At 70.7% G+C, this 13,512-nt stretch carries 14 protein-coding genes and 1 tRNA gene; 7 read left to right on the top strand and 8 right to left on the bottom strand.

Features of this window, described 5'->3' with window-relative positions:
- The 4 genes from fdxA to QM568_RS04945 all read left to right on the top strand — a co-directional run.
- On the top strand, positions 1-272 hold a 272-nt coding region (fdxA, locus tag QM568_RS04930; RefSeq protein WP_415136420.1), incomplete at its 5' end, for a ferredoxin.
- Positions 273-320: 48 nt separating this feature from the next.
- Positions 321-1,244 carry an NAD(P)/FAD-dependent oxidoreductase gene (locus QM568_RS04935; RefSeq protein WP_415136422.1) on the top strand — a complete coding sequence of 308 codons (924 nt, stop codon included), beginning with the start codon at positions 321-323 and terminating at the stop codon, positions 1,242-1,244.
- A gap of 32 nt (positions 1,245-1,276) precedes the next feature.
- Entirely contained in the window at positions 1,277-1,990 is a 714-nt protein-coding gene (locus QM568_RS04940; RefSeq protein WP_415136424.1) for a hypothetical protein, read from the top strand.
- A gap of 177 nt (positions 1,991-2,167) precedes the next feature.
- Complete coding sequence (locus tag QM568_RS04945; protein ID WP_415136426.1) at positions 2,168-3,079, top strand: helix-turn-helix transcriptional regulator; 912 nt, start codon at positions 2,168-2,170, stop codon at positions 3,077-3,079.
- Between the two features lie 130 nt (positions 3,080-3,209).
- Here QM568_RS04945 and QM568_RS04950 read toward each other — a convergent pair whose 3' ends face one another.
- On the bottom strand, positions 3,210-4,400 hold the full coding sequence (locus tag QM568_RS04950; RefSeq protein ID WP_415136428.1) for an MFS transporter: 1,191 nt from the start codon (positions 4,398-4,400) through the stop codon (positions 3,210-3,212).
- Positions 4,401-4,828: 428 nt separating this feature from the next.
- On the opposite strand from QM568_RS04950, the gene QM568_RS04955 reads away from it, so the two are divergent.
- Entirely contained in the window at positions 4,829-6,238 is a 1,410-nt protein-coding gene (locus tag QM568_RS04955) for an MFS transporter (RefSeq protein ID WP_415136430.1), read from the top strand.
- A 92-nt stretch (positions 6,239-6,330) separates the two neighbouring features.
- Here QM568_RS04955 and QM568_RS04960 read toward each other — a convergent pair whose 3' ends face one another.
- Positions 6,331-6,912 (bottom strand): MarR family winged helix-turn-helix transcriptional regulator, encoded by a 582-nt coding sequence (locus QM568_RS04960; protein ID WP_415136432.1) that lies wholly within the window; start codon positions 6,910-6,912, stop codon positions 6,331-6,333.
- Positions 6,913-7,014: 102 nt separating this feature from the next.
- Between QM568_RS04960 and QM568_RS04965 the strand changes: the two genes are divergently transcribed.
- The gene (locus QM568_RS04965) at positions 7,015-7,743 is read left to right on the top strand and encodes a MarR family winged helix-turn-helix transcriptional regulator (RefSeq protein ID WP_415136434.1); all 729 of its coding nucleotides are present in this window, start codon (positions 7,015-7,017) and stop codon (positions 7,741-7,743) included.
- A gap of 203 nt (positions 7,744-7,946) precedes the next feature.
- On the opposite strand, the gene QM568_RS04970 is transcribed toward QM568_RS04965, so the two are convergent.
- The 6 genes from QM568_RS04970 to QM568_RS04995 form a co-directional block, all read right to left on the bottom strand.
- Entirely contained in the window at positions 7,947-8,252 is a 306-nt protein-coding gene (locus QM568_RS04970; protein ID WP_415136436.1) for a hypothetical protein, read from the bottom strand.
- Between the two features lie 98 nt (positions 8,253-8,350).
- Positions 8,351-8,956, bottom strand: a complete 606-nt coding sequence (dcd, locus tag QM568_RS04975) for a dCTP deaminase (RefSeq protein ID WP_415136438.1) — start codon at positions 8,954-8,956, stop codon at positions 8,351-8,353.
- Between the two features lie 60 nt (positions 8,957-9,016).
- Complete coding sequence (locus QM568_RS04980; RefSeq protein WP_415136439.1) at positions 9,017-9,676, bottom strand: response regulator; 660 nt, start codon at positions 9,674-9,676, stop codon at positions 9,017-9,019.
- Between the two features lie 9 nt (positions 9,677-9,685).
- Entirely contained in the window at positions 9,686-10,957 is a 1,272-nt protein-coding gene (locus tag QM568_RS04985) for a sensor histidine kinase (protein WP_415136441.1), read from the bottom strand.
- A gap of 37 nt (positions 10,958-10,994) precedes the next feature.
- Entirely contained in the window at positions 10,995-11,807 is an 813-nt protein-coding gene (locus tag QM568_RS04990; RefSeq protein WP_415136443.1) for an ABC transporter permease, read from the bottom strand.
- Entirely contained in the window at positions 11,804-12,715 is a 912-nt protein-coding gene (locus tag QM568_RS04995) for an ABC transporter ATP-binding protein (protein WP_415136445.1), read from the bottom strand. The genes QM568_RS04990 and QM568_RS04995 overlap by 4 nt, the downstream gene beginning before the upstream one ends.
- A 220-nt stretch (positions 12,716-12,935) precedes the next feature.
- On the opposite strand from QM568_RS04995, the gene QM568_RS05000 reads away from it, so the two are divergent.
- Positions 12,936-13,006 (top strand) — tRNA-Gly (locus QM568_RS05000).
- Positions 13,007-13,512: the final 506 nt, after the last annotated feature.

Here is a 13,512-nt window from a genome sequence, read left to right on the forward strand (position 1 = left end):
AGTGTCCTGTCGACTGCATCTACGAGGGTGAGCGGTCGTTGTACATCCACCCCGACGAGTGCGTGGACTGCGGAGCGTGCGAGCCCGCCTGCCCGGTCGAGGCGATCTACTACGAGGACGATCTGCCGGAGGAGTGGCAGGACTACTACACGGCGAATGTGGAGTTCTTCGAAGAGCTCGGCTCGCCCGGCGGCGCCGCCAAGGTCGGCGCCTACGCGTTCGACCACCCGGTGGTCGCCGCCCTTCCCCCGCAGGAGGGTGCGCATGACTGAGACGATCTCTGCCGACGTGCAGGTCTTCACCGTGACAGGACGACGATCATGACCGGGCCGTACGACGTCCTGATCGTCGGCGGAGGCCCCGCCGGTCTCTCCGCCGCGCTGAACCTCGGCCGCTCGCTCGTGCGGGTGCTCGTCGTGGACGCCGATCGCCCTCGCAACGCCGCGACGCTGAACTCGCACGGGTTCCTCACCCGCGACGGCGTGCCGCCGCACGAGCTGCGCAAGATCGCCCGCGAGGAGCTCGCCGCCTACCCGAACGTCGAGATCCGCTCCCGCGTCAAGGTCTTCTCCCTCGCGCGCACCGGCGACGGCTTCACCGCCGGCATCGGACGCTCGGCTGTCACCGAGACCGTCGAGGCGAGCTCGGTGCTGCTGGCGACGGGGCTGCGCGAGACGCTGCCCGACGTGCCGAACCTGCGCGGCTTCTACGGCATGAGCCTGTTCAGCTGCGCCGCGTGCGACGCCTGGGAGCTGCGCGGCCGGCGCATGGCGTTGATCGGCGAGTCCGCCGATCTCGCCGATCGCGCCCGCCTGATCGGGCGGTGGACCGAGTCTCTCACGGTCTTCACGAACGGCTCCGCCGCGGTCACGACGACCGAGGAGGCGGAGCTCGCCGCCGCCGGGGTGAGCGTGCTCCGGCATCCGATCGAGGAGCTCGTCGGCGAACGGGGCAGGCTCCAGGCGATCCGGCTCGCCGACGGCACGATCGCCGACGTCGAAGGCGGATTCGTGCGCCCCGAGTGGGAGACCGACCTGTCGTTCCTCGACGGGTTCACGGCATCCGTCGACGGCCACGGGCACCTGCTGACCGATCGCTCCGGCCGCACCGACGTGCCCGGACTGTACGCGGCCGGCGACGCGGCTGCCCCCGGGCCTCAGCAGCTCATCGTCGCCGCGGGCGCGGGTGCCCGCGTCGCCGCCGTCATCGTGCACGACACGATCGGGGTCGCCACCGCCCACTGACCGCCCCCGCGGTACAGGGCTAGGCTGACGGCATGAAGCGCACAATCGGGGGTCGGGCCGCCGCGGCGATGATCGTGGCGGTGGCCGCGCTGCCGCTGAGCGGATGCATCTACGCGCAGATCCCGGAGCATCCGACGAGCAGCGGCGAAGAGCGGCCGGCACCCGATCCGACGTCCGGGGCGAGCGACGACCCCGCCGGCGAAGCATCCGAGGTGCCGTCCGCGGTGCCCTCCGAAGCATCCTCCGGCGAGACGATGAGCTTCGCCGACGGCGCCGGGGTCTCCAGCGCCGCGTACGCCGAGTGGGGCGACGGGTTCTTCGCCGACGACGGCTGGACGATCGACGAGCCAGACGACGGCAACGGCGGCTGGTCGTACGCGACGCTCGACGGCACCTGCATCGCGCAGTTCTGGCAGGGCGATCTGTCTGGTCTGCCGCTCGTGGCCGGCGACGACAGCACCAGCTCCGACGCGCTGCTCGCCTACGCCCTCGGCGACTCGACGACGACGGCCGATGTGACCCCCTACGCCTCGTCGGTGCTGATCGGCTACGGCGCCGGCAGCAACCGCTCGCTCGACGCCCGCCAGGTGTGGGGCGAGGACGGCGACTGGGAGTGGTCGATCACCGCGCGTGCGTTCAGCGCCGCGAGCGCCGGGGTCTACCTGATCATCGACTGCGAAGGCGGCGATCTCGATGCGGCGTTCGAAGAGGTCGTCGGCAAGAATCCGGTGATCCTGCACGACTGAGCCGCAGGCGGGCGCGCCGGTCCGGTCGCGATCCGTGCCGCTCGATCCGCTCCAGTCGCGATCCGTGCCGCTCTGGCCCGGCGAAAGCGGCACGAACTGCGACCGGAACCCGGAGACGGATGCCGCTCCGGCATCCGAGCCCGGAATACACCCCCGTCGCCCGGCGTTCTCGACCTCATGGCGACAGTCGACCACGATGCCCTCGCGCAGGTTCTCAGCGCGATCGATCTCCGCGTCGGCGTCGGCCGGCGCGAGGTGCTGGGCGCGCACGGCATGCTCGTGCTCGCCCCCGGCGAGATCGCGCTCGTCTACGTCACCGATCGAGCGGTGCACAGCGTCAGCCCGCTCGAGGACGGATGCCGCCTCGATCTCGACCGCGGATCGCTCCTCATCGACGTCGATCGCCCCGGCGGGGGGAGCATGCTCCGCACCGGCGACGTCTTCCTCACTCTCGGACGAAGGTCGCACGTGCTGACCGCGGTGTCCTCCGCCGACCTCGTCGTCGTCGCGCTCGAGCTCTCGGAGTCCGCGCCCCTGCTGCACACGGCGCTGCCCGGCTCCGTCACGGTCACCGGGTTCGACGTGCTCGAGCCCGCTGCCGCGGCGCTCGCCGCGAACATGCGTCCGGTCGACGGCGACGCGACCCCACGGCGGGAGGGCGACGGACTCATCTGCCGTCTGATGGCGACGACGGTCATGGTGAGCACGATCCGCGCCTGGGCGGCGAACGGCTGCGCCCCCGAAGGGTGGCCGCGGGCATCGATCGACCCGTTCCTCGACCGCGTCGTCGCGGCGATCCACGCCGATCCCGGCCATGACTGGACCCTCGAGCGGCTGGCCCGCCTCGGGGCGATGTCGCGCTCCGCCTTCGCCGAGCGGTTCCGCAGCACCCTCGGCCGCTCCCCCGCCGACTACGTCGCCGCCGTGCGCATCGAGCAGGCCAAGCGGATGCTGGGCGCCGGCCGCACCGTCTCGGAGACCTCCCGCGAGCTGGGCTACACCTCGGACGAGGGGTTCAGCCGTGCCTTCCGCCGCCGCACGGGGATGAACCCGAGCGCCTGGCGCACCCGCGAGCTGGTCCCGGCGTAGCCCCCGCCCGGCCCCTGCCCGGAAAACAGAGACCGATCAGCATCCGTACGGCGTGTCGGGCTGTGACACGCCGCACGCGGCCGGATGCGTCTCTGTTCTCCGACGAGGGTGCGGGGCGCAAGCCCCCGAGTCAGGCCCGCGTGCGGTGCGAGAGACCGAACAGCACGCCGCCGAGCACGAGCATCACCGTGCCGATCGTGTAGACGACCTCGATGCTGAGCGCGTCGACGAGCAGCCCGCCGACGCCCGCCGCGATCGTGATCGCGAGCTGGAAGCCCACCACGACGAGGCTGCCGCCGGCCTCCAGGCGGTCCGGCATCCGATGCCCCACCCAGGTGTTCACGACGAGCAACCAGGACGAGAAGAGGAAGCCCCACGCCAGCACGACGATCCCGACGCCGATGACCGTGCCCGACAGCAGGATCATCGAGGCGACGGCCGCGGCGATCACGAGCGGCAGGAACACCGACAGCACCACGAAGGTGCGGTCGATCACGAGACCGATCACGATGTTGCCCACCAGTCCGCCGAAGCCGAACAGGGCGAGCAGCACCACGATGCTCGAGGCGTCGGCATCGGGGATGCGCTCGAGCGCCAGACGCACATACGTGTACGCGAGGAAGTGCCCGAGCACGACGGCGACGTGCCCGACGAGGCCGAGCCCGATGCCGGAGCGGCGCACGGTGTCGACGAGGAGGCGGATGCTGGACGCCTGCGCCGCGGGCACCGAGGGGAGCCTCGCGCGCAGGGCGATGGCCAGCAGCGCCATGAGCGCACCGGCGATCGCGAAAACGAGGTGCCAATCGACGAGCTCGGCGAGCATGACCCCGAGCGGCACACCGGCGGCGGTCGCGAGCGAAGCGCCCGCCGAGGTGAACATCACGCCGCGACCGAGCCGATCGGGTCCTGCGAGAGTGGCCGCGACCGTGATCGACATCGACCAGAACGCGCTGATCGCGGCGCCGAGCAGGAACCGCGCGGCGAGCACGATCACGAGGTTCGGGGCGATCGCGACGAGCAGGTTCGACACCGCCGCGGCGAGCGCCATCCACACCAGCAGCGACCGACGGTCGAGGCGCGGGAAGAGCAAGCCGATCGCGGGGGCGACGACGAGTCCGACCAGGGCTGTGATGGTGACGCTCTGCCCGGCCTGTCCAGGGGTCACCCCGAGCGAGTCCGCCATCTCGGTGAGCACTCCGTTGGGGAGGAATTCGGATGTGACCAGCAGGAACCCCATGAGCATGAGCACGATCAGCGCGCCGTAGCGCATGCGGTCGGCGCTCGTGGCAGGGGCGGTGGGAACAGGGGCGGTGGTCGTCATGCCTCCAGGCTTCCAGGGAGCGGATGCCGTCGCCCGACCGGCCGTCCACGGCATCCGACCGATCGTCCGCGGGTCTGCCGGGTTCGCAGAAGGGGCGCCCTGCCCGCAGGCTCGACCCCGCACCGGGGGAACGCCCGCAAGGCCCGAGCGAGAGGAGCTGAAGACATGACGAACGTCGTTGTCGCGCCCTCCGCCGACTTCCTTCTCTAGCGAGATCCTTCCGGTCGCGATCCGTGCCGCTCCGGCATCCGCCTCCCCCGTTCCGGTCGCAGTTCGTGCCGCCAAAGACGCGCCAAAGCGGCACCGACTGCGACCGGAACGGGGTGGCCCGCGCCCAGAGCCGTCGCCCACCCGCGAACGCGTGCCCTCCCGAGCCCCGGACGGCGCGCCGTCACCATGCGTTCACCCGGCGCCGACAGACTTCGGACATGAGCGAACAGAGTCGTGCTCCGCATCCCGAGCCCACGGCCACCTCCGGCGCGGTCGGCGTCATCGGCCTCGACCTTCGCGGCGAGACCCCTGCCCCGCGGAAGCAGGTCTACTCCTGGGCGCTGTGGGACTGGGCGACCCAGCCCTTCAACACGGTGATCCTCACGTTCATCTTCACAGCGCTCTACCTGGTGAGCGGATCGTTCCTGCCGCCCGCGGTCGCCGCGCTCGACAAGGACGACCCGATCCGCGAGGCGGCGCTCGCCGAGCTCAGCAGCGGGCTCGGCCTCGGCTCGACGATCGCCGCCTTCGCGATCCTGCTGCTCGCGCCCGTGCTCGGCCAGAGAGCGGATGCCGCGGGCAAACAGAAGCTGTGGCTCGGCATCGGCACCGGTGCGCTCATCCTGTGCATGTTCGGCCTCTGGTTCGTCGAACCCGTGCCGAGCCTGTTCTGGCTGGGCGTCGCGCTGATCTCGGCCGGATCGGTGTTCGGCGAGATCGCCGCCGTGAACTCCAACGCCATGCTCATCGGCATCGCGAACCCGAAGACCGTCGGGCGCATCTCGGGTCTCGGCTGGGGCTTCGGCTATCTCGGCGGCATCGTCGCGCTCGTCATCGTCGTGGTGCTCGACACGTTCGACTGGTTCGGCATGTCGACCGACAACGGACTCCCGTACCGCCTGATCGCGGTGGGCTGCGCCGTGTGGGCGATCGTGTTCAGCATCCCGATCTTCCTCAACGTCCCCGAACCGTCGCTGGGCCGTCCGGAGCGCCGCGTCGGCTTCTTCGCCTCGTACCCGATGCTCGTGCGCGATGTCGTGGGCCTGTATCGCGACCCCGAGACCCGGCCGACGTTCTGGTTCCTGCTCTCCAGCGCCGTCTTCCGCGACGGGCTCGGCGGCGTCTTCGCCTTCGGCGCGGTGATCGCGGCGGCGGTGTTCGGCTTCGAGTTCCAGGAGCTGGTGATCTTCGGCATCGCCGCGAACCTCATCGCCGGCGTCTCGACGATCATCGCCGGACGCTTCGACGACCGCTTCGGCCCGAAGCCGATCATCCTCACCTCGCTCGGCTCGATGGTCGTCGCGGGACTCGCGGTGTTCTTCCTGGTGGATGCCGGAACGACCGTGTTCTGGATCGGCGGCCTCATCCTGTGCGCGTTCGTGGGACCGGCTCAGGCCGCCGCGCGCTCGTTCCTCGCGCGGGTGACCCCGGCGGGACGCGAGGGCGAGATCTTCGGCCTGTATGCGACGACGGGTCGCGCGGCGAGCTGGATGGCGTCGGGCGCGTGGACCGTGCTCATCGTCCTCACGCAGTCGACGGCCTTCGGCATCCTCGGCATCGTGTTCGTGCTGCTCATCGGGTTCGTCCTGCTGCTGCCGGTGAAGCCCTCTCCCCCGTCCGCCGCTTGACCCACCCGCCGAGAAACCACTTCGCCGACGAGAAACCGCCCAGGAGGTGGTGTCTCACGCTCGAAGTGGTTTCTCGGCGGAGGAACGTCGGGCTATCCCCAGTTGTCGGCGAGCTTGGTGAGCAGGCGTGCGAGCTCGGTCCGCTCGTCGTCGGTGAACGCGGCCAGCGCCCGGCCGAGCATCTCACGGCGCTCGCCGCGCACGCCCCTGGCCATCCGACGCCCCTCATCGGTGAGGGCGATGCGGGTGCGGCGCGCGTCGTCGGGGTCGGCCTCACGGCGCACGAATCCGTGCGCGACGCCCTGCTGCACGAGCCGGGAGGCGCGCGGCTGATCGACGCCGATGGCGGCGCCGAGATCGCTCACGCTGAGAGGGGCGGATGCCGCGGCGAGCGCCTCGAGCATCCGCATCCTGGCGATACCTCCGAAACGACCAGGGTCCGACGCCCAGGGCGGGCTGGGGAAGCTGGCGCGGGGGTGGCGTCCGAACGGCTGGTCGGGCCCGTGGCGACGGTCATGTTCGTGGTGGTCGGGCCCGTCGTGGTCGCGATCGGGGCCGTCGTGTTCGTGATGCGCGCGGCCGCGGTGTCCGCCGCCGGGGCCGCGGCGGGGACCGCGCAGACGCGACAGGGCCTGTGCGATGGTCTCGGCGGGGTCGTTCTCGGAAGAAGTCACGGATGAATTTTACATGCGACTTGACATGCAATGCATTCGCATGTCACCATACATATACATGCACAGTGACAAGCACTGGCCATAGACATTCAGAGGATCACCATGAACACCACCGAGAACACATCCAAGAACACATCCGAACCGCGCACTCCCCGCCCCCTGGGCTACTGGCTCAAGGCGACCGATCGCCTCATGGCCGCCGAGTTCGACGCGGCCTTCGCCCACGAAGGGGTGAACCGGCGCGACTGGCGCCTGCTCAACGTCGTCGACGGCACCGTCGAGGCGACGCGTCCGCTGCACCCGCGCAAGCTCGCGGGGCTCATCGAGCGCGGCTGGGTCGCGCCCGAGGGCGACGGCTGGACGCTCACCGACGAGGGACGCGCGGCGAAGACCCGCCTCGCCGAACTCGCCGAGAACATCCGTGCGAGGGTGACGGATGCCGTCAGCCCCGACGACCTGGACACCACGCTGCGCACCCTGGAACAGATCGCCCGCGCCTTCGGCTGGGACGAGAACACGCCCCTGCCGCGCCGGGCCGCGCACCGTTCGCGCCGCGGCGCTGGCCGGGACTTCGGCGACGGCCGCCGGAACGGCTTCGGCGAGCGCCACGGTTTTGGAGACCGGAATGGCTTCGGCCAGCGACACGGCTTCGGCGACGGCTACCCGTTGCCCGGCCGAGACGGCTTCGGCCCGGCATCCTTCGCCGACGACGCCGACCAGCGCCACGACGGCCACCGCCGCCGCGACCCGCAACGCCGGTTCGTCCGCCTCGCACAGCACGCCTACGAGCGCGGCTTCGACGCCGGCTTCACCCGCGGCCGCGACGCCTGATCCGGTCCGAGCCCGGGCTCCCGCGACGGGGCCGGTTCGGCTCGCACTCCGCCTTCTCCGAATGCTGCGGTCGTTCGCTCCCAGAATGGCCGCAGCATTTCGGCATCCGCCTCAGGTCCCGCGCCGCCGTCCGATCGCCTCATCGCCGGCAGCGCCCCTACCGGCAGCAGCCCTTCCCGCGACGCCCTCGCAGCGCCCCCTCGTCAGAGCGGCAGCGCGAGGTACAGCTGGTACGCCGCCTGGTCCGAGAAGTCGTCGGCGGCATCCGACCACGCCCCGTCGACCGACCAGGCTCCGGCCCTGGTGCCGATCTCCTCACGCACAGCGGCGCAGAGATCAGTGCACTCCCCCGCGTTGACCGCGGGCGGCTCCGGGTCGGGTTCCCCGAGCACTCCGAGGAGTCCTGTGGTGAGCAGCACGATCGTCACCGTCGCGCCGATCAGCAGCGTCGCACTCGCGGCGATGACCGTGACCACGAGCGCCCGGCTGCGCCGCTTGATCGTGGACACCTCGACGGAGTCGGCCTCGACGTCCGACGGCTCTGCGGAGACGACGGCCGATGGCGGTGGCGGCGGTCAGTAGAGGTCCTCCGGCCGCTGCGCGTCGGTCATCCGCCGAGGGATCCCACGTCGGTGGTCCCCACATCCGTGCGGTGGAAGTTCTGGAACGACCGCGACGCCGTCGGCCCCCGCTGCCCCTGGTAGCGGTTGCCGTAGGGACCGGAGCCGTACGGGTTCTCGGCGGGCGAGGTCAGCCGGAAGAAGCACAGCTGCCCGATCTTCATGCCCGGCCACAGCTTGATCGGCAGCGTCGCGACGTTGGCGAGCTCGAGGGTCACGTGCCCGGTGAAGCCCGGATCGATGAAACCGGCGGTCGAGTGGGTGATGAGCCCGAGACGGCCGAGCGACGACTTGCCCTCGAGCCGCGCGGCGATGTCGTCGGACAGGGTGACCTGCTCGAACGTCGCGCCGAGGGCGAACTCGCCCGGATGCAGGATGAACGGCTCCTCAGGGTCGACCTCGATGAGCCGCGTGAGCTCTGGCTGATCGACCGACGGGTCGATGAACGGGTACTTGTGGTTGTCGAACAGCCGGAAGTACCGGTCCAGACGCACGTCGATGCTCGACGGCTGGATCATCTCGGGCTCATGCGGGGACAGCCCGATCCGCCCGGCTGCGAGTTCTGCTTTGATGTCGCGGTCGCTGAGAAGCACGAGATCAGCGTACCGGCGCAGCCTGCGGCCGGCATCCCGCCGCCGACGCACGTCGTGACGTCACCCGACGAGCCCGATCCGGTGCGCGAGGATCACCGCCTGGATCCGGTCGCGGCACTCCAGCTTGGCGAGCACCCGCCCGACATGCGTCTTCACGGTCGACTCGCTCACGAAGAAGCGGTCGGCGATCTCGGCGTTGGTGAGGCCCTCGGCGATCGCGAGGAACACCTCGCGATCGCGCTCGGTGAGCTGGTCGGTCGGATCGGAGACGGATGCCGGATCGGATGCCGCCGGCGCCGCCGACAGCTGCTCGATCAGCGCCCGCGTGGCCCGCGGGGCGAGCACGGCGTCGCCGCGGTGCACCGCTCGCACGGGGGAGGCGAGCTCGTGCCGGTCGGCGTCCTTCAACAGGAACCCGCTCGCGCCCGCGCGCAGCGCCCCGAAGGCGTACTCGTCGAGGTCGAACGTGGTCAGCACCAGCACGCGGACCTCCGGATGCCGCTGCACGATCCGCTCGGTGGCGGTGATGCCGTCGGTTCCCGGCATCCGCACGTCCATGAGCACGATGTCGGGCGCGAGATCGCCGACCAGCCGCACCGCCTCGGCGCCGTCGCCGGCCTCGCCCACGACCACCATGCCCTCCGACTCGAGCACGAGCCGGAAGCCGAGCCGGACGAGCTGCTGATCGTCGACGAGGAGCACCCGGATCGTCTCGGTCATGTCACGTCCTCACGTTTCATCTCGCGGCTCTCGCGGGGCGACCTGCGCCCGCGGGGCGACCGCGTCGGCACGAGCCTGCACCGTGCGCGGCAACTCGGCGCGCAGCATCCATCGTCCGCCGCCCACCGGCCCCGACCGGAGATCCCCGCCGAGGTGCGCGGCGCGCTCGGCGAGTCCGCGCAGTCCGAAGCCCGGGGCCCCCGGTGCGATCGGCGCACCGTCGTTGGAGACCTCGACGACGACGGGGTCGGCGTCGTAGTCGACGCGCACGTCGATCGCGGTCGCGGCTGGCGCGTGGCGCATCGCGTTCGTCAGCCCCTCCTGCACGATCCGGCCCACGGCGAACGCGACGGCGGGCGGCACGTCGGGCGCCCCCGTCGTCGTCAGCGACACCGCGAAGCCCGCGCGACGCGCCGCCGCGACCGGCTCGATCGGGTCGAGCGGCTCCGCCGGGGCGAGGGGGGCATCGCCGGCACGCAGCACACCGAGCATCGAGCGCATCTCGGTGAGCGCGCTGCGGGCGGTCTGCGCGGCGGCGATCGAGGCGCCGCGGGCGCGTTCGATGTCATCGGTCGCCGCCGCCCCCTCGGAGAGCGCGACGACGACGGTGAGCGAGTGCGAGACGATGTCGTGCATCTCGCGGGCGATGCGTTCGCGCTCGGCGGCGGCGGCGAGCTGCGCGTGCTGATCGCGCTCGACCAGCAACTGGCGCGAGCGGTCGATGACGGCTTCGAGGTAGCGCTTGCGGTTTCCGACGTTGACGCCGATGAGCGCGCCGATGAGCCCCACGACGAGCTCGCCCACGATGGCGTTCGCGGCGATGTTCCACTCGATCGACGACGTGAGCGCCATCGAGATCGCCAGCAGCGACAGGGCGCCGAGCCCCGTGCCGAGGGCGATCCAGCAGGCGCGCGCCGACCGGTACACCGCGATCGTGTAGCAGGTGACGGCCAGCAGCGGTCCGCCGACGGGGTTCATCGCGAGCAGGTAGCTCATCGCGACGGCGATCGATGCGATGAACGCGGCGTACGGCCACCGACGGCGACGCAGCAGCAGCAGGCACGCGATGACCACCGTCAGCGGGATGAGGAGCGCGCCCGCCATCGGCGCTGGCGGCACGGCCGCGCCCGGTACCAGCGACATCATCAGGCACAGGAGGGCGATGAGGATGTCGGCGAAGAGCGGATGCCGCGCCCAGAACCGCCGGAGGATGCCGGGCGTGCGCGGCAGCCGCAGCTCCTCGTCCTGGGGGACGGAGGTGCTGCGGCTGCCGGAGGTCACGCTGCCCATTCTCCTCGCCGAGGGGTGAGCTGCGGGCTCACGCGTCGCGGGTGCGCAGCACCGCCCAGGCGCCGAGCATCCCGGCGACGACCCAGCACGCGAGCGTGAGGGACGCGACCGGGGCGCTGAGTCCCCAGTCGTCCTGCGGCAGGATGACGTTCTGCGCCGCAGGCATGGGCAGATACTGCGCAGCATCCTGGATCCACTGCCAGGCCTCGCCTGCCATCGAGAACATGCTCGACACGATCGGCAGCACGAACAGCACGCCGACGGTCGCGGCGATCGCGCCGACCCCCGAGCGGAGGATGAAGCCGAAGGCGACGCCGATGAGCGCGAACACCGCTATGGCCGCCGAGGCGTCGAGGATCGGCCGCAGGGTGCCGTCGAAGTCGCCCCAGTCGAGTCCGAGGTCCTTGCCTGCCAGCAGCGGCGAGACCGCGAGAGCCGCGACGAGGAAGATCACCAGCGACGCGACGAAGAGGAAGACCGCCAGCACCGTCGCCTTCGCCGCGAGCACGCCGCCGCGCACCGGCTGCGCGGTGAGGGTGGAGCGGATCATGCCGGTCGAGTACTCGCCGGTCACGGCGATCGCTCCGAGGATACCGGCGAGCAGCATCGTGAACTGGATGGGAGCGACGACGACCTGGATCGGCTCGATGCCGAACCCGGCCGTGGCCTGCGCCATCAGCATCGCGAGGCCGACGGTGAGCACGGCGGTGATCCCGATCGACCACCAGGTCGAGCGGAGGGTGGTGAGCTTGATCCATTCGCTGCGCAGCGCGTGCAGGAAGCTCAGGCGGTAGGGCGATTCGCGGCGGGTGCTCCGAGCCTGCGCCGTCTGGACGCTCATGCGATCTCCTTGCTCTTGTACTCGACGGCGTCGCCGGTGAGGGCCATGTACGCCTCTTCAAGGGATCCGGTGGTCGGGGTCAACTCGTGCAGCGCAATGCCGTGGTGGGCGGCGACGTCGCCGATGCGGGAGGCCGGAAGGCCGACGACGTCGAACGCGTCGGCGCCGGTGCTGATGATCTCGGTGCCCGTACCGGCGATGGCGGCGGCAAGGTCGGCGGCGCGCGGGGTGCGCACGCGCACCGTGGTGCTCGTCCACGCCCGCACGAGTTCGTCGAGGGGGGCGTCTGCGAGCACCTTGCCGCGGCCGAGCACGATGACATGGTCGGCGGTCTGCGCCATCTCGCTCATGAGGTGGCTCGACAGCAGCACGGTGCGCCCCTCGGAGGCCGCGTGCCGCACGAACTGGCGCACCCAGCGCACGCCCTCGGGGTCGAGGCCGTTGACCGGCTCGTCGAGGATCAGCGTGTGCGGATCGCCGAGCAGGGCCGCCGCGATCCCGAGGCGCTGGCCCATGCCGAGCGAGAACTTGCCCGCGCGCTTGTTCGCGACGGCGCCGATGCCGGCGAGATCGATGACCTCGTCGACGCGGGAGGAGGGGATGCCGTGGGTCGCCGCCATCGCGCGGAGGTGGTTGCGTGCGGTGCGGCCGGTGTGCACGGCCTTCGCGTCGAGCAGCACGCCCACCTCAGTGAGGGGAGCCGGCAGGCGCCGGTACTCCTGGCCGCTCACGGTGACGCGGCCGGTGGTCGGTCGGTCGAGGCCGACGATCATGCGCATCGTGGTCGACTTGCCCGCGCCGTTCGGACCGAGGAACCCGGTGACCGACCCCGGGCGCACGGTGAACGACACGTCGTCGACGGCTTTCTTGTCTCCGAACCTCTTTCCGAGGCCTTCTGCTGTGATCATGCTTCGACGCTATGCGCGCCGGACGGGACGGCGCGTCCGCCGCGGGCATGATCCTGCGAGAGGTTCGTGGTACCGGGGTACCACGCCGTTGCGGGGTTCGGGAGGGGCAGGCCGGCGATCTGCCAGCACTAAATCGACAGTTAGCCGCTGGTCTCAGCGACAGTCAGCCGCTGGCGAGGCCGCAACGCGGCCGCGTTTGTTATGCTGACTGGGCACGTCCGGGGCTGTAGTTCAATGGCAGAACTTCTGCTTCCCAAGCAGACAGCGCGGGTTCGATTCCCGTCAGCCCCTCTGACCAGGCTTTTCCTGGAGCGGAGCCCCGAGATCCACGACGGATCAGCTGGCGTCTCGCTGTTCACTCGCCGTCTCGTGATCGACGACGCTCAAGAATCCACCGGGGGAGGACATGGCGTCCACGATCGCACCGGCCGATCTGAAGCAGCCGGACTACTACCGGCGCGTGAAGGTCACCGAGGACGGCGCTACCTACACCAAGCGCGTCGAGTGACGAGCTACGGCCCCCGGCCGGAACCATCCCCCTGGTTCCGGCCGGGGGCCGTTTCGTCGTTCTAGCAACCAGTGTTTTCAAGTTGCTAATACACGGTTATATGTGTATTGTTGATCTTAGAAAGGAGGTGGCAAATGGGAAACAAGCGGAAGGGCCGCAAGGGCGACATCGCCGGAATCATCCGGGCCACCGCGGCGTTCATCGCCGCAGTAGCCGGACTGATCACCGCGATTAAGCTCTAGCGGAAGGGGATCGAACCAAAGCAAGTGGCTCGATCCCCACTTCCAGC

Origin of the sequence: Microbacterium sp. (assembly GCF_047607465.1) — a bacterium.
GTDB lineage: Bacteria > Actinomycetota > Actinomycetes > Actinomycetales > Microbacteriaceae > Microbacterium.